Source organism: Streptomyces sp. NPDC001270 (genome assembly GCF_042896695.1).
Classification (GTDB): domain Bacteria; phylum Actinomycetota; class Actinomycetes; order Streptomycetales; family Streptomycetaceae; genus Streptomyces.
Genome location: NZ_JBIAXM010000007.1, coordinates 74,995 through 96,143, shown reverse-complemented (window position 1 = coordinate 96,143; position 21,149 = coordinate 74,995). Strand labels below are relative to the sequence as shown.

Sequence of the window (21,149 nt, the reverse complement as noted above, 5' to 3'; positions counted from 1 at the left end):
TGGAGCGGGCCGCCTCCGCGAGTCGTCCCCCCTGCTCAAGCGAGACGTGCGAAGAAGTGCGAGAGCGCGGTGTACAGGGGGTCAGGCTGCTCCAGGTGCAGATCGTGGCCGGTGCCGGGGATGCTCATGGCCGTGGTGGCGGGCCGCTGCCGGAGCATCTGTTCCGCCTCAGGCCCCGGGATGAAGCCGGACTGTGCCAGGACCACCAGCGTGGGGCACACGATCCGGCCCCATTCGCTCCAGAACGAGCGCCGGGCGTTCTCCTCCAGCGAGCGGACCAGCACGTCCCGGTCGAAGCGGGGCCACCATCCGTCCTCGCGCTCCGCCAGCCCGGCCGCCCAGCCCGCGCCGACCGGTCCGCCGCCGAAGAACTCGGCTGCCGCTTCGCGGGAGGGGAACGGGGTCGGCCAGGAGCCGAACCAGCGGCCGATGTCCGCCGGACCGTTCGGATTCCCACCGGGGCCCGCCTCGATGAGCACCAGCGCCCGGACCAGTTCCGGATGCGCCGCCGCGGTGAGCATGGCCGTGTGCCCGCCCAGCGACTGGCCGACCAGAACGGGCCGGCGCAGCGCCAGCCGATCGACGACGGCGACGACGTCGGCGACGTAGGCCGCACGAGAGACGTCCGCCGGGCGGCGCTCGGCGGCGCCGTGCCCGCGCTGGTCGACCGCGACGACCCGGTAACGGGAGATCAACCGCCGTGCCAGCACGTCCCATTCACCCGCGTGGCCGGCCAGGCCGTGCAACAGTACGACGGGCTGTCCCGGCCCGCCCCAGTCCCGGCACGCGATCCGGACGCCCTCGCGTACCACCATGTGCTCGGACCACGCCACGTAGGACCCCCAGGGAATCGGCCGGACCTGATCATCCCGCACCCCCCGCAGGATGTTCGATCGGGTTTTCCAGGCAGGCCCTGCCGTACGGCCGGGGCGGACACGCGGGGGCGCTCCGGAGGCCGCGGGGACCGGGGGCGGGCCGGGGCAGCCCGCACGGCTGGGCCGGTGCGGCTGCCCGCCGGTTCGTGCTGCCGGACCCGGGCCCCGGCCGGGGGCGCTCCGAGCCGCGGGGACCGGTCCTCGGCCCCGCCCGTGGGCACCGGGGCCCGCGGCGGCCTGCCCGTCGAGGGGCCGCTGTCAGTCGTCCGCCGGGTACGGCAGTGCGCCGCTCTCGGCGTACGCCACCGCGGCCGCGTGACCGAACAGGCCGGGCAGTCCGCCGGTGTGCACGAAGACCGTGCGTTCGCCGGGCCGGACGTCACCGTCGCGGACCGCGGCGGCGAGACCGGCCAGGGCCCGGCCGGTGTAGACGGGATCGACGACCAGACCCTCGGTGCGGGCGGCGAGCCGGAGCGCGTCGGCCGCCGCCGGGGTGAGCACCGGATAACCGCTGCCCACCTGGTCGGTACGGATCCGCAGCCGCTCCGGAGCGACGGGCTCCGCGGTGAGCGGCGCCGCGAACCCGGTGACGACGGACGCCGGGTCGGCCACCGCGCCCACGTCGACGCCCAGCACGGCCTCCGCCCCCAGCGACGCCACCAGACCGGCCATGGTCCCGCCCGAACCCAGGGCGACGACCACGGTCCGCAGCCCCGGTACCTGCCGGCGCAACTCCTCTCCGCAGCACACATAGCCGCGCGCCCCCAGCGTGCTGGACCCGCCGAACGGGACGAGCGCCGGCCGGGCACCCGCCGCCCGCAGCCGCTCACACACCTCGGCCGCCGCCGCGTCCAGACCCGCCCGGTCCACGTCACCGGCCCAGGCCAGCCGCGCGCCGAACAGGCCGTCGAGCGCCAGGTTCCCGGACCGGGATCCGCCCGGCGAGCCACCCAGTACGAGGACGACGTCCAGGCCCAGCCGGGCCCCCGCGGCCGCCGTCAGCCGGGCGTGGTTGCTCTGCGCCGCGCCGGTCGTCACCAGCGTGTCGGCACCGTCGGCGAGCGCGGCGCCCACGGTCCACTCCAGCTTGCGGACCTTGTTGCCGCCACCGCCGAGACCGGTCAGGTCGTCGCGTTTGACCCACAGGTCGTCGGGGCCGAGCCCGAGCACGGCGGCCAGCCGGCGCGCCGGTTCCACGGGGGTGGGGAAGGTGCCGAGCGCCACGGGTGGCCGGCTCATGTCGTAGCTCCTCGTCTGCGGGCGGACGTACGGCAAGTCGACCACACGGGTGCCCTCTCGGTCACTCCGGTGGGACGCCGCACGATCGGCCGCCGGGCCACCGGCCACGGGACCGCCGGGGCCGGCGAACCTCCGGGGCTCCGGGCCCTACCGTGGCCGAGCAGGGCAGGACGAGGCGCGAGTGACCGGCACGCGGGTGCGGGGGCGCCCGCCGTCGTGGCGCGCGCCCCCGCACTTCCGGAGCGGTCACGCCGCCCTCGTCACCGCCCCGATCGCCGGGGTCCGCAGCACCCGCCGCGCCGTGCCCAGGCTCGTCCCCAGCGTCACCGCCGCGGCCACCGCGCACACCGCGAGCCAGATGCCGAGCGTCTGACCCGGCAGCGTGCCGTCGGTGCGGACCATGGTGAACGGGACGATCCCGGCCAGCGCGGCCAGCGAACCCAGCGCCACCCCCACCACCGTGAGCACCACGGACTCCGCACCCACCGTGCCCAGCACCTGGACCGGGGTCGCCCCCGCCAGCCGCTGCCGGCCGAACTCCGAACTCCGGTAGGACGTCGCCGCGTACAGCGAGTTGACCAGCATGATGCAGACGAACACCGCGATGACACCGACGACCGTCAGATTCAGCGTCTCCAAATTCTTCGCGTCCACCGACTTGCGCAGCCCCGAGGCCGCGACGGCGTCGGACTCCACCGACTGCATGGTCACCGTCGCCGTACTGATGGCGGTGAACAGGACCAGCGACATCAGGATCCCCGACAGCTCGTCCACCCGGCGACGGAGATTGCGCACCGCCAGCCAGCCGCTCGCCCCGCCCAGCGGCAGCCCGGAGAGCAGCGCGCCGAGCAGCCGCGGCGCCAGCAGCGCGCACCCCACCGACAGCAGGATCGCCCCGTACGCCGGCGCGGCCATCAACGCCGCGTCCGTCGCCGAGAACGCGAACGTGCTCGCCGCCGCCAGCGCACCGGCGGCCAGCGTGCCGTAGGCGAGCAGCGTCCGCGCCCGGGCCCGCCGCACGCCCCGCCGCGTCGCCCGGCGTACGGCGAGGAATGCGGCGCCCGCCGACGCGAGCAGCGTGACGCCCGCACCGGACAGCAGCGCGACAGGGCCGAGGACGAGGTCGACGGAGCGGGACACCTGACCGCTGTCCTGGAACGCGCCGAGCAGGGCCCGCCCGCCCAGCACCGCCGGACCGAACGCCGGCACCACGCCGACCAGGGCGACCGCCACCGCCTCGCCCACGACCATCCGCCTGATCTGCGCGGGAGTCGCCCCCGAGCAGCGCAGCAACTCCAGCTCCGCCGCCCGCTGACGCACGTTCACCGTCAGCGTGGAGGCCACCGCGAAGAAGACCAGCAGGGTGCCGTAGCCGCCGACGACGCTCGCCGAGGTGGTCAGCGTCTGCGCGCTGACCTCGTCGACGCCCGGCTGCCCGGCCGTGTCGTGCAGCGAGCCGAAGGCCATGACGAGCGCCGCGCCCAGGAACGCGGACAGCAGGGTCGCCAGGAACCGTCCGGGGCGCCCCCGGACCGACCGCAGTGCCAGTACGAGCATCGGTCACACCCCCGTGGGCACGTCGTCGCCCAGGTGCGCGAGCCGCTCCGCGACCGCGTCGACCGTCGGGGCCGGCAACCGCCCCACGAGCCGCCCGTCGGCCAGGAACAGCACCGAGTCGGCGTACGCGGCCGCGACCGGGTCATGCGTCACCATCACCACGGTCCGGCCGTGCACCACGACCGACTCCCGCAGCAGCTCCAGCACCTCCCGCGCGCTACGGGTGTCCAGTGCCCCGGTCGGCTCGTCCGCGAAGATCAGCCGTGGCTCGGTGACCAGCGCCCGGGCGATCGCCACCCGCTGCCGCTGACCGCCCGACAACTGGCTCGGCAGATGCCCCAGCCGGTCGCCGAGCCCGACGGCCGCCAGCGCCTCCCGGGCCCGCTTCCGGTCCACGCGCCGCCCCGCGAGCCGCAGCGGCAGCACCGTGTTCTGCGCCACCGTGAGCGTGTCCAGCAGGTTGTACTGCTGGAAGACGAACCCGACCCGGCTGCGCCGGAACCGGGTCAGCTCCGCCTCGCCGGAACCCGTCATCTCCGTACCGTCGACGAACACGATCCCGTTGTCGGGCCGGTCCAGCCCGGCCGCGCACTGCAACAGCGTGGACTTGCCGGAACCCGACGGCCCCATCACCGCCGTGAACGTGCCCCGCTCCAGGCTGAGCGTCACCCCGTCCAGCGCCCTGACGGCACCGTCGCCGCTGCCGTAGGTCTTGGTGACCTTGACCAGCCGCAGCGCCTCGGCGGCGGGCCCCGTGTCGTAGGTGTGTCGCGACCGCGTGCGCGCCATGTCATCCCTCTCCGTCCGGCACTCCCTGTGCCCCGTCGACGAAGCTACGGAGACGGCGGCCCCGGCACACGGGGCGCAGAACCCGTATCGGCGGGTGTAGTCACCGACACCCCGTACGGGTCAGCACAACGAGCCGACCCCGTGGCCCGCCCGGTGCAATGGACCCGTGACCGCGCCACCGGACGACTGCCTCGCGCGCAACGAATGGATCTGCGGTGCCTACCTGAGCACCCGGCGCCACATCCTGCTCGACGCAGTGGCCCAGCATCTGCAACTGACCGTCCTCTCGGTGCTGATCGGCCTGGCCGTCGCCGTGCCGCTGGCCGTGCTCGCCCGCCGCTGGACCTGGGCCGCCGCACCCGTCCTCGTGGTCACGACGATCCTCTACACGATCCCGTCCCTGGCGATGTTCTCCCTGCTCCTGCCCGTGTACGGGCTCTCCGCCACCCTGGTGGTCGGCGGGCTCGTGCTCTACTCGCTCACCCTGCTCGTCCGCAACATCCTGGCCGGTCTGCGCGCCGTCCCCGAGGAGACCCGGCAGGCCGCCCGCGGCATGGGGTACGGCCCGGTCCGGCTGCTGCTCACCGTCGAGCTGCCGCTCGCCCTGCCCGCCGGCATGGCCGGGCTGCGCATCGCCACCGTCTCGGCCGTGTCCCTGGTGACCGTCGGCGCGATCGTCGGCTTCGGAGGGCTCGGCAACCTCATCTACGCGGGCATGAACACCTACTTCAAGGCGCAGGTGCTCACGGCGTCGGTGCTGTGCGTGCTGATCGCGGTGGCCGCCGATCTGCTCCTGCTCGGCGTGCAGTGGCTGATCACGCCCTGGGCGCGGGCGGCCCGCACGTGAAGATCCTCACCGCCACCTGGCACTGGCTCGCCGACCCGGCGCACTGGACGGGCGACGACGGGATCCGGCACCGGCTGGCGCAGCACCTCGTGCTCACCGCCGTCTGCCTGGTCGTCAGCTGCCTGGTCGCCCTGCCCGTCGCCCTCGTCCTCGGCCACCTCGGCAGGGGCGGCGCCCTCGCCGTCAACATCTCCAACGCCGGCCGGGCCGTGCCCACCTTCGCCGTGCTGGTCCTGTTGCTGCTGACCCCGGTCGGCCGCTGGGGGGAGGGGCCCACCGTCGTGGCCCTGGTGCTGTTCGCGGTGCCGCCGCTGCTCACCAACGCCTACGTCGGCATGCGCGAGGTGGACCGCAGTGTGGTCGGGGCGGCCCGGGGGATGGGGATGACCGGGTGGCAGCTGCTGTGCCAGGTGGAGCTGCCGCTCGCCCTCCCGTTGATTCTCAACGGGGTGCGGATCGCCGCCGTCCAGCTCGTCGCGACCGCGACCATTGCCGCGCTGGCGGGCGGGGGCGGGCTCGGCCGCATCATCACGGCGGGCTTCAACCTCGCCAGCACGCCCCAGGTGGTGGCCGGGGCGCTGCTCGTCGCCGTCTTCGCCCTGGTCGTCGAGGCCGTCTTCGAGACCGTTGAACGGCTCTCCCCCCGCTGGGTCCGGGGCGCCCGGTGAACCGCCGCCGCACCACCGCCACCGTCCTCGCCGCGGTGGTGCACCTCGCGCTCGCCGGGTGCGTCAGCGGGCCCTCCCTGGAGAACCGGGGCGCGGTCACCGCGTCGCCCGGCGACCGCCATCGGCTGACCGTCGGCTCGGCCGGCTTCACCGAGAGCGATCTGCTCGCGCAGATGTACGCGCTGCTGCTGAACCGGGCCGGCTACCGGACGTCCCTCCTCACCGTCGCCAACCGCGAGCTGTACGAACCCGCGCTGGAATCGGGCCAGATCGACGTCGTGCCGGAGTACGCGGCGACCTTCGCCGACTGGCTCAACGCCAGGGCCAACGGCCCGGACGCGCCGCCGGCCGGCTCGCCCGACCTCGCCGCCACCATGACCGCGCTGCGCAGGCTCGCCACGCCCCGCGGCCTCACCGTCCTCGACCCCGGACGGGCGGTCGCCCGGAACGCCTTCGCGGTGGCCGGGTCGTTCGCCCGCGAACACGGGCTCAGCAGGCTCAGCGACCTGGGCGCGTCGGGACTGCCGGTGCGGCTCGCCGCGGGCGACGAATGCGTGCAACGGCCCTACTGCGCACCGGGGTTGAAGAAGACCTACCGCATCGACCTCGTCGCCGTCGACCCCAAGGGGGTCGGCACCACCCAGGCCAAGCGTGCCGTGCAGAGCGGTCAGGACCAGATGGTCCTCACCACCACCACGGACGCCACCCTCGACCAGTTCGGCCTGGTCCTGCTCGCCGACGACAAGCACCTGCAGAACGCCGACTACGTCGTCCCGGTGGTCAACCGCTCGCGGGCCGGCGGCGAGGGCGTCACCAAGGCGCTCGGCAGGCTCAACGACGTCCTCACCACGGCGGACCTGGCCGCCATGAACCAGCAGGTGGACAGCTGGCGCCGACTGCCCGCGGACGTGGCCGGGGCCTATCTCCGGGACAAGGGTCTGCTCAAGTGACCGCGCTCCGCGGCGGCGCGCCGCGGCCGTGCACCGGCCAGGTGTGCCTCGGCCGTTCTCCTGCTGGGTCCAGCGACCCTGCTCGGTTCCATCGACCCTGCTCGGGTCTGTCGACCGAGCCCCGCCCGGCGGGCCTCGGCCACTTCCCTCAGGCGTCCGCCACCGAGTCGAACGCCACCTGGCCCCGTGACACCCCGCGCGCGTCCGCGTCCACCGACCGCCGCAGTGCCTCGTGGAGTTTCGCCGGGGTCAGCACGCCGAGGAAGCGCGCGCCGTCCAGTACCGCGACCCACCCCGCGTCGTACTGGAGCATCACCCCGAACGCCTGCTTCAGCGGCGTGCCCACCGGCACCCACGCCGTCATCCGGTGCGCGAGCCGGCCGACCGGGCCGTCCGCCGTGAGGGTGTCGACACCGACCCAGCCGTGCAGCTCGCCGCGCGCGTCCAGCACGACTGCCCACCGGGCGCCCTGGTCCCGCAGCCGGTCCCGGGCGCCTCGGGCGGGTTCGTCGAGCCGGACCACCGGCGGTTGCTCCAGGTCGTCCGGCTCGACCGCGGTGACCGACAGCCGCTTCAGGCCGCGGTCGGCGCCCACGAAGGACGCCACGTACTCCGTCGCGGGCCTGCCCAGCACCGCCCCGGGCGTGTCGAACTGCTCGATCCGGCCCTGCCCGTAGACCGCGATCCGGTCGCCGAGCCGCACCGCCTCCTCGATGTCGTGCGTGACCAGCAGCACCGTCTTGCGCACCGCGGCCTGCATGCGCAGGAACTCGTCCTGCAACTGCTCGCGCACGACCGGGTCCACCGCGCCGAACGGCTCGTCCATGAGCAGCACCGGCGGGTCGGCCGCGAGTGCCCGCGCCACCCCGACCCGCTGCCGCTGCCCGCCCGACAACTGCTCCGGATAGCGCGGCCCGTACGTGGCGGGATCGAGCCCCACCAGGTCGAGCAGTTCGGCGGCGCGCGCCCGGGCCTTCGCCTTCTTCCAGCCGACCAGGGCCGGGACCGTCGCCGTGTTGTCGAGGACCGTGCGGTGCGGGAACAGACCCACCTGCTGGATGACGTAACCGATCCGGCGGCGCAGCCGCACGGGGTCGACCATGGCGACGTTCTCGCCGTCGACGAGGATGCGGCCCGCGGTCGGTTCGATGAGCCGGTTGACCATCCTCATGGTCGTGGTCTTGCCGCAGCCGGACGGGCCGACGAGCGTGACCAGTTCACCCTGGGACACCTCGAAGGAGAGGTCGTCCACGGCCGTCGTACCGTCCGGGTAGCGCTTGGTGACCTGCTCGAACCGGATCATTCCCTCACGCTAGCCCGGCCGGTCGCGGCTCGCCGCCCGGCACCGGGCGGCCGAAGGGATGACGCGACCACCGCCGCGGACGCGCCCGGGAGTCCGTGCCCCCCGCTGCCGGGCGGCCGGGGTCCGACGGGGTCGCGCGGCCCGGCGGGTCAGTCGGCCAGGACGACCTCCAGCATCCGCGGCCCGTGCACCCCCTCGACCCGGTCAAGCTCGATGTCGCTGGTCGCCGACGGGCCGGAGATCCAGGTCAACGGCCGTGTCGGGTCGAGGCGTTCGAGGGCCTGCGGGACGCCGGAGACGACCTGGCCGGGCACGCGCACCACGCAGATGTGGTGGTCCGGGACCAGGGTGATCCGGCGGCGGCCCTGCTCCGGCCCGCCGTCCAGCACGATGGTGCCGGTCTCGGCGATCGCGACCGCGCATCCGGTGACCACGCTGTCCACCCGGTCGAGCTGGTGCGGGGTGCTGTCCGCCCGGTCGGCGACCCGCCCGACGTCCGTGGCCGCGAGCCAGCCCTCGTCGAGCCCGGGCGGCACCAGCACCGATGTCGCCCCGCGCTCCGCGAGCAACCGGGCGATCACCGAAGCCAGTTCGCCGGCCGCGCAGCGGTGCACCACGGCCCGGTAGTCGGCGAGGTTCTCCGCGAGCAGGTCCACCGTCTCCTCGACGCCGCGCTCACCGTGGGCCCGCAGATAGTCCCGGGCGACGGCCCGCTCGTAGGGCGTGTCGTCGGCCGGTACGTCGGCCAGCGCGCGCCGCACCCGCCCCAGGATCCGTTCCCTGCCGCTCATCCCGCGGCCCCCTTCCCGCTGTCCGTGCCGTGCGAGCCGTGGGTGCGCCGCCACCAGTCCCGGAACGGCTCCGCGGGCACCGCGGGCAGATCGCGGGTGCCGGTCCACGCCTTGCCGGGGCCGGGCAGCGAGCGGGGGTGGAGGCGGCGGGTACGGGAGGCGAGCCGCTGGCCGGTGCGCAGGGCGCCCGGGTGGGTGAACGCCCAGCGGGCCGCCCGCATCGCCGCCCGCTCGGCCGCGTGTCCCTTGGCGGGCCGCAGCACGACCTTGTTGCCCTCCCTGGTCGCGGGGCCGCCCTCGACGACGCGTTCCCGCAGGTGCACCAGGACCTCGGGGATGTCGATGGCGACCGGGCACACCTCGTAGCAGGCCCCGCACAGCGAGGACGCGTACGGCAGTGAGGCGTCGATCTCGCTCGCCGTGCCCCGCAGCTGGGGGCTGAGGATGGCGCCGATCGGACCCGGGTAGACCGAGCCGTACGCATGGCCGCCCGCCCGCTCGTACACCGGGCAGACGTTCAGGCAGGCCGAGCAGCGGATGCAGCGCAGCGCCTGCCGGCCGACCTCGTCGGCGAGGGTGTCGGTGCGGCCGTTGTCGAGCAGGACCAGGTGGAAGGCGCGCGGCCCGTCCTCGTCGGTGGTGCCCGTCCACATCGACGTGTACGGGTTCATCCGCTCGGCCGTCGACGAGCGTGGCAGCGTCTGCAGGAACACTTCCAGGTCCCGCCACGTCGGGACGGTCTTCTCGATGCCGACGACAGAGATCAGCGTCTCGGGGAGGGTCAGGCACATCCGGCCGTTGCCCTCGGACTCCACCACCACGAGGGTGCCGGTCTCGGCGACCATGAAGTTGGCGCCGGAGACGCCGACCTTGGCGCGCAGGAACTTCTCCCGCAGGTGCAGCCGGGCGGCCTCGGCGAGTTCGGCGGGGGAGTCGGTCAGCCCCTCGGGCGCCGGGCGGCCCCACCTGCCCATCTCCCGGGTGAAGATGTCACGGATCTCCCCGCGGTTGCGGTGGATGGCGGGGACCAGGATGTGCGAGGGCCGGTCCTTGCCCAGCTGGACGATCAGCTCGGCGAGATCGGTCTCGTAGGCGTGGATGCCCTCCGCCTCCAGCGCCTCGTTGAGCCCGGTCTCCTGGGTGGCCATCGACTTGACCTTGACGACCTCCGACTCGCCGGTCTCCTTGACCAGTTCGGCGACGATCCGGTTGGCCTCGCCGGCGTCCGCCGCCCAGTGCACGACGCCGCCCGCCGCTGTGACCGACTCCTCCAACTGCACCAGATAGCGGTCCAGGTGGCGCAGCGTGTGGTCCTTGATCCGCTTGCCCGCCTCCCGCAGTTGCGCCCAGTCGGACACCTCCGCGACGGCCTTGGCCCGCTTGGCGCGGATGGTGTGCGTGGCGTGGCGCAGGTTGCCGCGCAGCGTCTCGTCGCGGACCGCTTCGTGTGCGGCCTTCGGGAACGCCGGCATGCCGACGAACGTTCCGCTCATAGCGCCGGTTCCTCCTCGGTGCTCGCCAGGATCTCCGCGATGTGGACCGGCCGCATCGCCGTCCCGAGGCGGGTCATCGTGCCGCCCAGGTGCATCAGACAGGAGTTGTCGGCCGCGCACAGCACGTCCGCGCCCGTCGACTCCGCGTTGCGCACCTTGTCGGTGCCCATCGCCGCCGAGACGTCCGCGTTCTTGACCGCGAACGTGCCGCCGAAACCGCAGCATTCCTCGGCGCCCGGCAGCTCGACCAGCTCCAGCCCCCGTACTGCCCCGAGCAGTCTGCGCGGCCGTTCGCCGAGGCCCAGGCTGCGCAGCCCGTGACAGGTCGGGTGATACGTCACCCTGTGCGGGTAGTACGCGCCGACGTCCGTCACCCCCAGCACGTCGACCAGGAACTCCGTCAGCTCGTACGTCTTGGGGATCACGGGCGCGAGCGTGGCGGTGAGCGTGTCCCCGCGCCCCTCGGCGCGGGCCCGCTCGCCCAGCCGCGGATACAGCTCCCGCACCATCGCCCCACACGACCCGGACGGGGTCACGATCGCCTCGTACTGACCGAAGACATCGGAGAAATGCCGGGCCAGCGGTTCCGTCTCGTGACGGTAGCCGGTGTTGTAGTGGGCCTGCCCGCAGCAGGTCTGGGCCATCGGGAAGTCGATGTCGACGCCCAGCCTGGTCAGCAGTTTCACCACCGCGCGGCCGGTGTCGGGATAGAGCGTGTCGTTGACACAGGTCAGGAACAGTGCGACACGCATCGCGGCTCCTAGGGGTAGATCATCCGATGAGTGCAGGGTAACCGGCGACAACCCGCTGGGGGAGACCCGGTCCAGTGCGTGGCGAGCCGCGCCGGCGACGCGCGTCGGCGTACGACGGCGCCCCGGCGGCCCGTCGCGCCCGCGTGGGCACCGGCGGCCGGCGTTCCGGCCCGGTCCGGCGGCACTCCGGGATCCCGGGTGGCGGACGGCCGGCGGACATGTGCTGAACTGGGACGCGACCGTCCGTCCGGCCCGGGAGACCCGTTGAGCACCAGTTACCGTCAGCCAGGTGTCGTCCTCACCGACCACCGCTTCACCGTGCCCCTGGACCACGCAGACCCGGCGGGCGAGACCATCGACCTGTACGCCCGTGAGACCGTCGCCAGCGACAAGGCGCACCAGGACCTGCCGTGGCTGGTGTACCTCCAGGGCGGCCCCGGCCACGGGGCGAACCGCTTCGTCGGCAGGCAGGCGTGGCTCGGCCGGGCGCTGGAGGAGTACCGGGTGCTCCTCCTCGACCAGCGCGGCACCGGCCACTCCACGCCCGCCACCCGGCAGACGCTGCCGCTGCGCGGCGGCCCCGCCGAACAGGCCCGCTACCTGGCCCACTTCCGTGCCGACTCGATCGTCCGCGACTGCGAGTACATCCGCCCGGCGCTGACCGGCGGCGCCCCCTGGACCGTGCTGGGCCAGAGCTACGGCGGTTTCTGCACGGTGACCTACCTGTCGCTGGCCCCCGAGGGAGTGGACACCGCGGTGATCACCGGTGGCCTGCCCTCCCTGGACGCGCACGCCGACGACGTCTACCGGGCCGCCTACCCGCGCATCGAGCGCAAGGTCAGTGCGCACTACGCCCGTTACCCGCAGGACGTGGAGCGGGCCCGGACCATCGCCGACCACCTGCTGGACCGTGACGTGGTCCTGCCGAACGGCTACCGGCTCACCGTCGAGGCGTTCCAGTCCCTCGGCCTGATGCTCGGCACCGGCGACGGCAGCCACCGGTTGCACCACTTGCTGGAGGACGCCTTCGTGCGCACACCGGCGGGACCGGAACTGTCCGACGCCTTCCAGGAGGCGGTCCAGGGGCTCCTCTCCTACGCCGCGTACCCGCTGTACGCCCTCGTCCACGAGTCCGTCTACGGTCAGGACGCCCGCCCCACCGCGTGGGCCGCCGAACGGGTACGCGCCGAGTTCCCGCAGTTCGACGCGGCCAAGGCGCTCGCCGGGGACGCGCCGGTGCTGTTCACCGGGGAGACCGTCCACCCCTGGACGTTCGACGCCGATCCGGCCCTGCGCCCGTTGCGCGAGACCGCCGACCTGCTCGCCGCCCACGCCGACTGGCAGCCCCTGTACGACCCGGCCCGGCTCACCGCCAACGAGGTCCCGGTCGCCGCGGCCGTCTACCACGACGACATGTACGTCGACGCCGACTCCTCCCTGCGCACCGCGCGCGCGATCCGGGGCCTGCGCACCTGGGTCACCGACGAGTTCGAGCACGACGGCCTGCGCGTCGGCGCGCCCCGGGTCCTGGACCGGCTGCTGGCACTGACCCGCGACGAGGTGTGACCCGCGACGAGGTGTGACCCGCGACGAGGTGTGACCCGCGCCCGCAGGGCCCGGGTCCGCAGGGCGGCGACGGGGCGTGCGGGACGGCGCGTAAATGCGGGCGACACGGGATCCGCAGGTCAGTAGGGTGATCGGCATGTCGGATCAGCCGGACGGCCGAACGGAGCTGCGCGGCGACTGCGCGCGCTGCTTCGGGCTGTGCTGCGTCGCCCTGCCCTTCGCCGCCTCGGCGGACTTCGCCCTGGACAAGCCCGCCGGCCGGCCCTGCCCCAACCTGCGGGACGACCACCGCTGCGGCATCCACACCGAGCTGCGGTCCAAGGGTTTCGCCGGCTGCACCGTCTACGACTGCTTCGGCGCCGGGCAGAAGGTCTCCCAGGTCGTCTTCGGCGGGCGGGACCGGCGCACCGGTTCCGCCGGGCTCGCCCGCGGCATGGCCGAGGTGTTCCCGGTCGTACGGCAGTTGCACGAACTGCTCTGGTACCTCACCGAGGCACAGGACCTGGCCGCGGCCCGTCCGTTCCGGGCCGAGCTGCGCGAGGCACTTCAGGACACCGAGCGGCTCACCCGGCTCGCCCCCGCGGAGCTGGCCGCCCTGGACGGGGCCGCCCACCGGCGCCGGGTCGACGTCCTGCTGCGGCGCACCAGCGAGGCGGTGCGCGCGGTGACACCGGGTGCCAGGGGCCGCAAGAAGGACCGGCGGGGCGCGGACCTGGTCGGCGCCCGCCTCAAGGGGGCCGACCTGCGCGGCGCGGATCTGCGCGGGGCCTTGCTCATCGCCGCCGATCTGACGGGTGCCGATCTGCGTGGCGCCGACCTGATCGGTGCCGACCTGCGGGCCGCGGATCTCACGGACGCCGATCTGACCGGCGCGTTCTTCCTGACCCAGCCGCAGACCGACGCGGCCCGGGGCAGTGCGGGCACCCGGCTGCCGGCGTCAGTCGTCCGTCCCGTGCACTGGGCAGCGCGCCGCTGACTCCGCTCTCTCCGGCGCACCGTCGCCGACCGCCGGCACCGGCGGCCGGCCGCGCCGCACGAGCCGCAGCCGCAGCCCCTCCGGCATCAGGGTCAGCCGCTCGGTCACCCGCAGCCGGTAACCGGGATCGGGTTCGAGTGCGTAGCGGCGCAGCAGCAGGCCGAGGACGAGTGTCGCCTCGTGCAGCGCGAACTGGCGGCCGATGCACGCCCGCGCGCCGGTCCCGAACGGTTTGAAGGTGTGCGGGGCACGGGCGCGCACGGCCTGCGCGTCGAACCGGTCCGGGTCGAACCGCTCGGCGTCCGCACCCCACACCTCCGGGTCGCGGTGCAGCATCGGCGTGAGCACCAGCGCCCACGCCCCCCGTCGCATCGGGTGCTCCCCGGCCAGCACGGTGTCCGCCACCGCCTCCCGGGCGAAGGCCGGTGCCGTCGGCCACAGCCGCAGCGACTCGTCGAGGACCCGTCGTACGTAGCGCAGTTTGGCGACCTGGTCGTAGCCGGGTGCGGGGGTGTCGCCCCAGACGCGGTCCACCTCGGCGCGGGCCCGGGCCGCGACCTCCGGGTGCCGGGAGAGGTAGTGCAGCGCGAAGGAGAGCGCCCCCGACGTGGTCTCGTGGCCCGCGACCAGGAACGTGATCACCTGGCGCCGCACGTTCAGCGGCGACAGCCGCTCACCGCTCTCGGGATGGGTCGTCGCCAGCATCCGGTCGAGCAGGTCGCCGTCCCCGCCGCCGCTCTCCCGCCGGGCCCGGACGAGGTCGTCGACCGTGCGGTTGAGGTATCCGATGTCGGCGGTGTTGCGCCGGGTCGGGCCGCGCAGCAGCAGCCCGGCCAGCGGCGGCGGGACGGTGTTGAGCCGCTGCGCGTACGTCAGCGTGCCCACCATCGCGGTCACGAAGGGGTGCGGCCGGTCGCGTTCGAACGAACCGAAGTCGTGCCCGAATCCGGTCCGGGCGATGGTCTCCAGGGTCAGCTTGGTCATGTCTCCCGGCACGTCCACCGGGCGTCCCGCGGCGAGCTGCCGGTCCCAGTGGTCGGTCAGGTGCCCGGCCACGTCCAGCATCGCGGTGTGGTAGCCCTCCATGGCCTCACGGCTGAACCCGGGGGCCAGCACGTCGTGCGCCAGCTGCCAGTTGGGTTCGTGGTTGTAGGCCGTGAACAGCCCGTCCCCGGCGACCGGGCGGAGGTTGGCGACGCCGAGGCCCACGTGCTTGGCGAACCGGGACTCGTCCGCGATGTCCGCCGCGAGCCGGGCGCCCCAGAGGAACACGAACTCGTTGCCGAACGCCTTGCGCCGGAAGATCGGACCCAGTCGGCGGGCGTGGCGCAGCGTGCCCTGCACGGGCGTGCGCCGGTCGGCGTCCAGTACGTCGCCGAGCAGGGGCAGGCGGTTCGGGGGATGGGGGATGCGGTGCAGCTCGGGCCAGCCGTGCCGGGCGCCGCGGAAGCCCTTCGGCAGGGGTGGCGCCGTCCTCGTCTCCGCCATGACGCGATCTCCCTCGATCTGCGGCAGGTTGTGCGTGTGGTACGCGGGTTCGTGTTGTACGCAGGTTCAATAACGAGTTCCAGTCTGGGCCGGTTACTGAACCGACGTCAAGTAAAGTGCGGACATGGCCGCGGACCAAGCAGGGCGCACCCGGCGCAGGCTCAGCACCCAGGAGCGCCGGGAGCAACTCCTGTCGGTCGGGGCCAGACTGTTCTCGGAGAAGCCCTACGACGACGTGTGGATCGAGCGGGTCGCCGAGATCGCCGGGGTCTCCCGCGGGCTGCTGTACCACTACTTCCCGACGAAACGGGACTTCTTCGCCGCGGTCGTCGAACGTGAGAGCGAGCGGATGCTGCGGCTGACCGCGGCGGTGCCGGGTGTGCCGGTGCGCGAGCAGATCACCGCCGGTCTCGACACCTACCTCGTCTACGTCGAGACCCACGCCCACGGCTACCGCGCCTTCCACCGCGCCGACGCCGCCGGCGACCAGGCCGTGCGCCGCATCTACCTGCGCGCCCTGGCCGCGCAGGAACGGCAGATCATGGGGGCCCTCGCCGCCGACCCCGAGTTCGGCCCGCTGACCGGGGACCGGGCCGACCTGAGGCTCGCCGTGCGCGGCTGGCTGGCCTTCACCACGGCGGTCTGCCTGGAGTGGCTGCGCGGTCCGGGTGTGGACCGCGAGCAGGTGCGCGATCTGTGCACGCGCGCCCTGCTGGGCGTCCTCGCGCCCTGACCGGTCACCCGGCCGGAGGTTCGGCCCGGTTGGCGTACGCCCCGATCTCCGATAGGTTAGGCAAGGCTTACCTAAGGAGGTATCGGGATGGGTGACAGCCGAGCCAGTACGGCCGGACCCGGCGCGGCCGAGCGGGCGCGATCCGTGCTCGCCGTCGCCTGGTCGTGCGCGGTGACCGTGGACGGCGGGCGCGAGGAACTCGTCGGGGCGCACACCGTCACCGGTGACGGACGGGTGATCCTGCACGCCCCGGCGGACAGCGTGCTGCGCGCGGCCGTGATCTGCGCGCCACGCGGCGAGCCGTGCGCCGTGCTGGAGTTCGCCGACGTGGCTCCCGTCGCGCAGCGCAACCGGATCCGCGCCCGGCTCTGGCTGGCGGGCTCGTTCGCCGCCGAGGCCGACCGGCTCGCCTTCCGTGCCACCCGGGCGGTGCTGCGCGGGCCGTCCGGAGCCGAGGCCGTGGACCTCGACGCGTTCACCGCCGCCGCCCCCGATCCGCTGGCCGCCGCCGAGGCCCGGCTGCTGACCCACCTCGCCGATGCCCACCCGGACGCCGTCGAGCGCCTCACCCGGCTCGTCGAACCCGCGAGCCTGCACGCCGCCACGCGGGTGGTGCCCCTCGCGCTGGACCGGTACGGACTCACGCTGCGCATCGAGCGCGGCCGGCGCCACGGCGACGTACGGCTGCCGTTCCACCGGCCCGCCGACGACCTCGGCCAGCTCACCGAGCGTGTCCACGCCCTGCTCACCCGGGCGGCCACGGCCGCCTGCCCGCGCGCCCTACAGCGGCAGCGCGCAGACGGCGACGGGTGAGGGGAACGGCTTTCCCGCGAGCCGCAGTTCGCCGCTGTGCTCGTCCACGTGGAACACGCTCACGGTGCTGGAGCGCTGGTTCGCCGCGAACAGCAGCCGGCCGTCCGGCGAGAACGCGATCTGCCGCGGGAAGTCGCCCGCCACCGGCACGGTGTCCAGCAGCCGCAGCCGGGCGCCGCCCGCCTCCACGGCGTAGCGTGCGAGCGTGTTGTGCCCGCGGTTGGCGAGATACGCGAACGCGCCGTTCGCCGTGACCAGGATCTGCGCCGGGTAGTTGGCGCCGGAGCCGCCGCCGGTGGACTGCGGCGCACCGATCTTCAACCGTCCGGTGTCCCCGTCGTAGGTGCACACGGCGACCGTGTTGTCCACCTCGTTGGCCAGGTACGCGAACCGGCCGCCCGGGTGGAAGGCGAGGTTGCGCGGTCCGGCGCCCGGCCGGGCGTGCGCCCGCGCGACCGCGGTCAGGGTGCCGCGCCCCAGGTCCAGCCGGTAGCTGTACACGCTGTCGGTGCCCAGGTCGACCGCGAGGACGTGGTCGCCGTCGGGGCCGGCGACGAGCTGGTGCGCGTGCGGTCCCTGCTGTCCGGGACCGGGCGGACCGGCGTCGGTGACCAGGGCGGTGCGCTCCCCGAGGGCGCCCGAGGCGGCGATGGGATGCACCGCCACGCTGCCCGACCCGTAGTTGGCGGTGAGCAGCCAGCGCCCGTCCGGGTGCACCGACACATGGGCGGGGGCCGCTCCGCCGGTGCCACGGGAGCCGAGGATCCGCCGGTCGGCGGTGCGGACGGCGGTCACGGTGCCGTCCGTGCGCTCGTCGACCGCGTACAGGGTGCGGCCGTCGGGATGCGCGGCGAGGTAGGACGGGTCGGCGACGCCGCTCAGGGTGCCGGACCGGGTGACGGCACCGGTCGACGGGTCGTAGTGGGCCAGGCCGATGCCGGTGCCGCCGCCCTGGGCGGAGGTGTAGGTGCCCAGGTAGAGGGGGCGGGAGCCGGACGGCTTCGCCGGGCGCCGGGAGGCGGCGGCCGGCGCGGAGTCCGGCCCCTCGGGCTCGGTGGCCGGCGCCGCCGGCGCCGGCAGGCCCACCGCCGCGGCGCCGCCCGCCAGCGCCCCGACGAACCGGCGCCGGCTCCAGCCGCCGCCCGACGATTCCGCATCACTGCCCATGTCCGCACCTCAGGAAGTTCGTCTCGGTCCTGACAGCCACCATCGCGCGGACCACCCCGCGAAGGCAAAACCGGCCGCGCCACTCGCTCGCCGGCGCCGGGTCACGATCCTGCCCGGTGGCGCGCGAGCACGGCCGCTGCCGGCCGTCCGCACGGCGGCTCCACCCCGCGACCGCGGCGGGATCCCGCAGCGGGAAGGGTACGGGCGTGTCGGTCATGAACACGCCCCTCCGTCCGGTTGGTCCCGTGTCCGAGGTCCGTCACCGTGGACGCCCCGCCGCCCGTCCGGTCCCCTGTCCGCTACCCGTCACCGTGGACGCCCGCCGCCCGGCCTGCCGCGGCGCAGCCGCCGCGGCAGGCCCACCCGCTCCCGGACCCGGGGCAGCCGGTCCTGCTGCTCCCGGGAGACCCGGTCCAGCTCCTCCAGCAGACGGCGCGAGCGGTGCCCGGCGTCCAGCTCGTCGATGATCCGGTCGACCTCGGTCAGCGCGGCGCCGAGCAACTGCCAGCGACGCGGATCCCGCTCGGCCTCCTCCCGCAGCAGCAGGGCCACCTTGTCGCGGGTGCCCGCGGCCGTGCGCAGCCCGGCGGTCAGCCGCGCCTCGGCGGAATCGGCGCTGACGCTCACATCGGTGGTCACCAGCACCGCGAAGCTGACCACCGCGTCGGCGACCTCGGCCAGCAGCCGCTGGACGGCGACGCCGGCCTGCGGCGGGAACAGCGGATCGGGACCACGGGACTTCGCCAGGTCGGTGAAGGTCCGGGCCAGCACCCGCAGCACGACCGTGCAGATCTCCAGGGTGTCCAGGCCCGTCCGCAGCACCACCCGGTGCAGCAGCCCCTCCTGCACGCGCGGATTGAGCCGCAGGCTCTCCTCGGCCTGCCGCAGGTCCGCGTCGACCTCGGCGACGTCGTGGTCGAGCCGGCGTGCCTCGTGCAGCCGCTCGGCGGCCAGCTCCCACGGGACGGGTCCGGCGGCCTCCTCGCCCAGCCGCAGCATCAGCCGCCGCTGCCGCCTGGCCAGTTCCTCGATCGACTCCCCGGCCTCGTCCACCCAGACCGGGGGAGGCAGCAGCACATTGCAGGCGAGTCCGACGACCGCGCCGATCAGGGTCTCCACCACCCGGGCCCAGGCCGTGTTCCCGATGGCGGTCACGCCGAGCACCAGCATGGCGCTGATCGCCACCTCGGGCACGTACTCGTCCACGCGGACCAGGCGCCCGACGGCCAGCGCCGCCACGATCAGCAGGGCCAGGCTCCACCAGGTCAGCCCGACCAGCAGGCTGAAGGCGATGGCCACCAGGACCCCGGCCACCACGGCGGTCACCCGGCGCACGCCGTTGGTGAGCGTGGCGTAGAGCGTGACCTGGACGACCAGCAGAGCGGTCAGGGGTGCGGTCAGCGGCACGGACTCCGGCCTCAGCCGCAGTGCGACGACGTACGAGAGCGTCGCCGCGGCGGCCGACCGCAGCGTCTGGACGACAACGGGGTCGTGGCGGTGCTTCAGGAACCTCTTCGGCCCCGCGCCCCACTTCCGTACATCTGGCATCTTCTGGGCTTTTCCCCGTGCGCGGACTCGTCGAACGTGCGTGACGCCGGCCGGGGCGTCCGCAAGGGGGCAGTCCCCCGCCCCGGGACGGAGGAAGGCGGGATGGCCGCGCGGCACCGCCGGGCGCGAGCCTCGGACGCATGAGAACGAGCCTCGGACCCACCGGCGCGAGCACCGCAAGCGCGCACGCGACCCCCGGACCCGCGGACGCCGGCCCCGGACACCCGCACCCGAGCCCCCGGACCAGGAGACGGCCTCGGACCCCGGTCGTCCTGACCCTGCTCACCGGACTGCTGGCGGCCACCGTCGCCGTGCCCGGGGCCGCCGTCGCGGCCGTCCCGCGGCCGGACCCGGTGGTCGCCGCCCTCGACCGCGCCGCCCACCCCCTGCGCACCGTCGAGCCCGGCGGCGACACCGGCGACCTGCGTGCCCTGGACCGGATGCTGGGCGGTGCCCGGGTTGTCGGCCTCGGCGAGGCCACACACAGCTCGCACGACTTCTTCGCGTTCAAGGACCGCGTCTTCCGCCACCTCGTCGAGGAGCGGGGCTTTCGCACCTTCGCCCTGGAAGGCAGCTGGAGCACCGGCCGGCTGCTCGACGCCTACGTGCTGCGCGGCGAGGGCGACCCACGGCGCATCATGAGGGAGGAGTTCCAGCGCGACTACCTCTGGTGGAACAACACGGACTATCTGCGGCTCATCGAGTGGATGCGGTCGTACAACCTGCGGCACCCCGACGGCCCGGTCCGCTTCCTGGGCGACGACACCGCCTGGTCCGGGCCCGAGCTGTACGACGCCGTCACGGACTACGCGGCCCGCACGCATCCCGAGCTGACCGCCCGCCTCGCCGCGCTCTACCAGGGGCTGCGGCCGATCGTGGCCACGGGGCGGTACATCGAGGAGTACCTGAACAAGCCGTACGCCGACCGCAGGGAGATGGCGGACCGCACCGGACGGGCGCTGGCGCTGCTGCGGCGGCAGCGCCCGGGCGCCGACCGGGCCGCCTACGACCTGGCCGTGCAGAACGCGGCGGCCGTCGACCGGACGGCCCGGCAGTACGCCTTCGACTTCGACGACCCCGCCCAGGTCGCCGCGAGCATGCGCTACCGGGACGAGACGATGGCCGCCAACGTCGACTGGTGGCAGCGGCACACCGGAACCAAGGTGCTGCTGTCGGCGCACGACGCGCACGTCGCCTACGAGCCCCAGGACCCCGCCCACTACCCGAAGATGCAGGGCGCCTTCCTGCGCGACCGCCTCGGCTGCGGCTATCTGAGCGTGGGCCTCACCTTCGACCACGGCGCGTTCAACGCCACCGGACCGGACGGCGCCCTCCACCGCTGGACGCTCCCGGCGGCCGGCCCGGGCACCAACGAGGCCACCCTCGACCGGGTGCGGTACCGCGACTACCTGGTCGACCTGCGCTCCGTCGGCGCGCCCGCGCGCGCCTGGCTGGAGCGGGCCCGGCCGACGCGCAGCATCGGCACGGACTACCCGGACGGCCCCTACGCCATCGCGCTCGCCCCCAGCCACGACATCCTGGTGCATCTGCACCGTGTGACGGCGGCCCGGCTGCGCCAGGGCTGACCGCGGCC

General features: G+C 74.3%; 19 protein-coding genes. 8 read left to right on the top strand and 11 right to left on the bottom strand.

All coding sequences use genetic code 11. The features are described 5' to 3' along the window. Nucleotides 1–35 precede the first annotated feature (35 nt). The 4 genes from ACFY2B_RS13970 to ACFY2B_RS13955 all read right to left on the bottom strand — a co-directional run bounded on the left by ACFY2B_RS13970 (nucleotide 36) and on the right by ACFY2B_RS13955 (nucleotide 4,460). Nucleotides 36–833, bottom strand: coding sequence for an alpha/beta fold hydrolase (locus ACFY2B_RS13970; protein ID WP_390763360.1), 798 nt, complete (start codon nucleotides 831–833; stop codon nucleotides 36–38). A 300-nt stretch (nucleotides 834–1,133) separates the two neighbouring features. Next, on the bottom strand, nucleotides 1,134–2,114 hold the full coding sequence (locus ACFY2B_RS13965) for a pyridoxal-phosphate dependent enzyme (protein ID WP_390763359.1): 981 nt from the start codon (nucleotides 2,112–2,114) through the stop codon (nucleotides 1,134–1,136). 246 nt (nucleotides 2,115–2,360) lie between these two features. After that, nucleotides 2,361–3,671 (bottom strand): FtsX-like permease family protein, encoded by a 1,311-nt coding sequence (locus ACFY2B_RS13960; protein ID WP_390763358.1) that lies wholly within the window; start codon nucleotides 3,669–3,671, stop codon nucleotides 2,361–2,363. A 3-nt stretch (nucleotides 3,672–3,674) separates the two neighbouring features. After that, entirely contained in the window at nucleotides 3,675–4,460 is a 786-nt protein-coding gene (locus ACFY2B_RS13955) for an ABC transporter ATP-binding protein (protein WP_390763357.1), read from the bottom strand. 166 nt (nucleotides 4,461–4,626) lie between these two features. Here ACFY2B_RS13955 and ACFY2B_RS13950 point away from each other — a divergent pair, with 166 nt between their 5' ends. Genes ACFY2B_RS13950 through ACFY2B_RS13940 form a run of 3 tightly spaced genes read left to right on the top strand, consistent with a single transcriptional unit; the run spans nucleotide 4,627 to nucleotide 6,925 of the window. After that, entirely contained in the window at nucleotides 4,627–5,307 is a 681-nt protein-coding gene (locus tag ACFY2B_RS13950) for an ABC transporter permease (protein ID WP_376528082.1), read from the top strand. Next, nucleotides 5,304–5,975, top strand: a complete 672-nt coding sequence (locus ACFY2B_RS13945) for an ABC transporter permease (protein WP_390763552.1) — start codon at nucleotides 5,304–5,306, stop codon at nucleotides 5,973–5,975. Before ACFY2B_RS13950 ends, ACFY2B_RS13945 begins: the two co-directional genes overlap by 4 nt. Then, nucleotides 5,972–6,925, top strand: coding sequence for an ABC transporter substrate-binding protein (locus tag ACFY2B_RS13940; protein ID WP_390763356.1), 954 nt, complete (start codon nucleotides 5,972–5,974; stop codon nucleotides 6,923–6,925). Before ACFY2B_RS13945 ends, ACFY2B_RS13940 begins: the two co-directional genes overlap by 4 nt. 148 nt (nucleotides 6,926–7,073) lie before the next feature. Here the strand turns inward: ACFY2B_RS13940 and ACFY2B_RS13935 are convergent, their stop codons facing one another. From ACFY2B_RS13935 to ACFY2B_RS13920, 4 genes are all read right to left on the bottom strand, one after another. Further along, nucleotides 7,074–8,228, bottom strand: coding sequence for an ABC transporter ATP-binding protein (locus ACFY2B_RS13935; protein WP_390763355.1), 1,155 nt, complete (start codon nucleotides 8,226–8,228; stop codon nucleotides 7,074–7,076). Nucleotides 8,229–8,377: 149 nt separating this feature from the next. After that, nucleotides 8,378–9,019, bottom strand: a complete 642-nt coding sequence (locus ACFY2B_RS13930; protein ID WP_390763354.1) for a lactate utilization protein C — start codon at nucleotides 9,017–9,019, stop codon at nucleotides 8,378–8,380. Next, nucleotides 9,016–10,512 (bottom strand): LutB/LldF family L-lactate oxidation iron-sulfur protein, encoded by a 1,497-nt coding sequence (locus tag ACFY2B_RS13925; RefSeq protein ID WP_390763353.1) that lies wholly within the window; start codon nucleotides 10,510–10,512, stop codon nucleotides 9,016–9,018. The genes ACFY2B_RS13930 and ACFY2B_RS13925 overlap by 4 nt, the downstream gene beginning before the upstream one ends. Continuing rightward, on the bottom strand, nucleotides 10,509–11,264 hold the full coding sequence (locus tag ACFY2B_RS13920; RefSeq protein ID WP_376528096.1) for a (Fe-S)-binding protein: 756 nt from the start codon (nucleotides 11,262–11,264) through the stop codon (nucleotides 10,509–10,511). The genes ACFY2B_RS13925 and ACFY2B_RS13920 overlap by 4 nt, the downstream gene beginning before the upstream one ends. Nucleotides 11,265–11,528: 264 nt before the next feature. Here ACFY2B_RS13920 and ACFY2B_RS13915 point away from each other — a divergent pair, with 264 nt between their 5' ends. Together ACFY2B_RS13915 and ACFY2B_RS13910 are read left to right on the top strand one after the other, a co-directional pair. After that, on the top strand, nucleotides 11,529–12,830 hold the full coding sequence (locus tag ACFY2B_RS13915; protein WP_390763352.1) for an alpha/beta fold hydrolase: 1,302 nt from the start codon (nucleotides 11,529–11,531) through the stop codon (nucleotides 12,828–12,830). 136 nt (nucleotides 12,831–12,966) lie between these two features. Continuing rightward, a complete protein-coding gene (locus ACFY2B_RS13910; RefSeq protein ID WP_390763351.1) occupies nucleotides 12,967–13,806 on the top strand; it encodes a pentapeptide repeat-containing protein in 840 nt (279 codons plus the stop codon). Here ACFY2B_RS13910 and ACFY2B_RS13905 read toward each other — a convergent pair. Next, entirely contained in the window at nucleotides 13,768–15,294 is a 1,527-nt protein-coding gene (locus tag ACFY2B_RS13905; protein WP_390763350.1) for a cytochrome P450, read from the bottom strand. The genes ACFY2B_RS13910 and ACFY2B_RS13905 overlap by 39 nt on opposite strands. A 124-nt stretch (nucleotides 15,295–15,418) precedes the next feature. On the opposite strand from ACFY2B_RS13905, the gene ACFY2B_RS13900 reads away from it, so the two are divergent. Together ACFY2B_RS13900 and ACFY2B_RS13895 are read left to right on the top strand one after the other, a co-directional pair. Continuing rightward, nucleotides 15,419–16,027: a TetR/AcrR family transcriptional regulator gene (locus ACFY2B_RS13900; protein ID WP_390763349.1), complete on the top strand. Its 609-nt coding sequence runs from the start codon at nucleotides 15,419–15,421 to the stop codon at nucleotides 16,025–16,027. Between the two features lie 87 nt (nucleotides 16,028–16,114). Continuing rightward, nucleotides 16,115–16,840: a DUF2470 domain-containing protein gene (locus tag ACFY2B_RS13895; RefSeq protein ID WP_390763348.1), complete on the top strand. Its 726-nt coding sequence runs from the start codon at nucleotides 16,115–16,117 to the stop codon at nucleotides 16,838–16,840. On the opposite strand, the gene ACFY2B_RS13890 is transcribed toward ACFY2B_RS13895, so the two are convergent. Next, nucleotides 16,808–18,007, bottom strand: coding sequence for a lactonase family protein (locus tag ACFY2B_RS13890; RefSeq protein WP_390763347.1), 1,200 nt, complete (start codon nucleotides 18,005–18,007; stop codon nucleotides 16,808–16,810). The genes ACFY2B_RS13895 and ACFY2B_RS13890 overlap by 33 nt on opposite strands. Before the next feature lie 306 nt (nucleotides 18,008–18,313). Then, on the bottom strand, nucleotides 18,314–19,555 hold the full coding sequence (locus ACFY2B_RS13885; protein ID WP_390763346.1) for an aromatic acid exporter family protein: 1,242 nt from the start codon (nucleotides 19,553–19,555) through the stop codon (nucleotides 18,314–18,316). Nucleotides 19,556–19,695: 140 nt separating this feature from the next. On the opposite strand from ACFY2B_RS13885, the gene ACFY2B_RS13880 reads away from it, so the two are divergent. Then, on the top strand, nucleotides 19,696–21,141 hold the full coding sequence (locus ACFY2B_RS13880; protein WP_390763345.1) for an erythromycin esterase family protein: 1,446 nt from the start codon (nucleotides 19,696–19,698) through the stop codon (nucleotides 21,139–21,141). The last annotated feature ends 8 nt before the right edge of the window (nucleotides 21,142–21,149 follow it).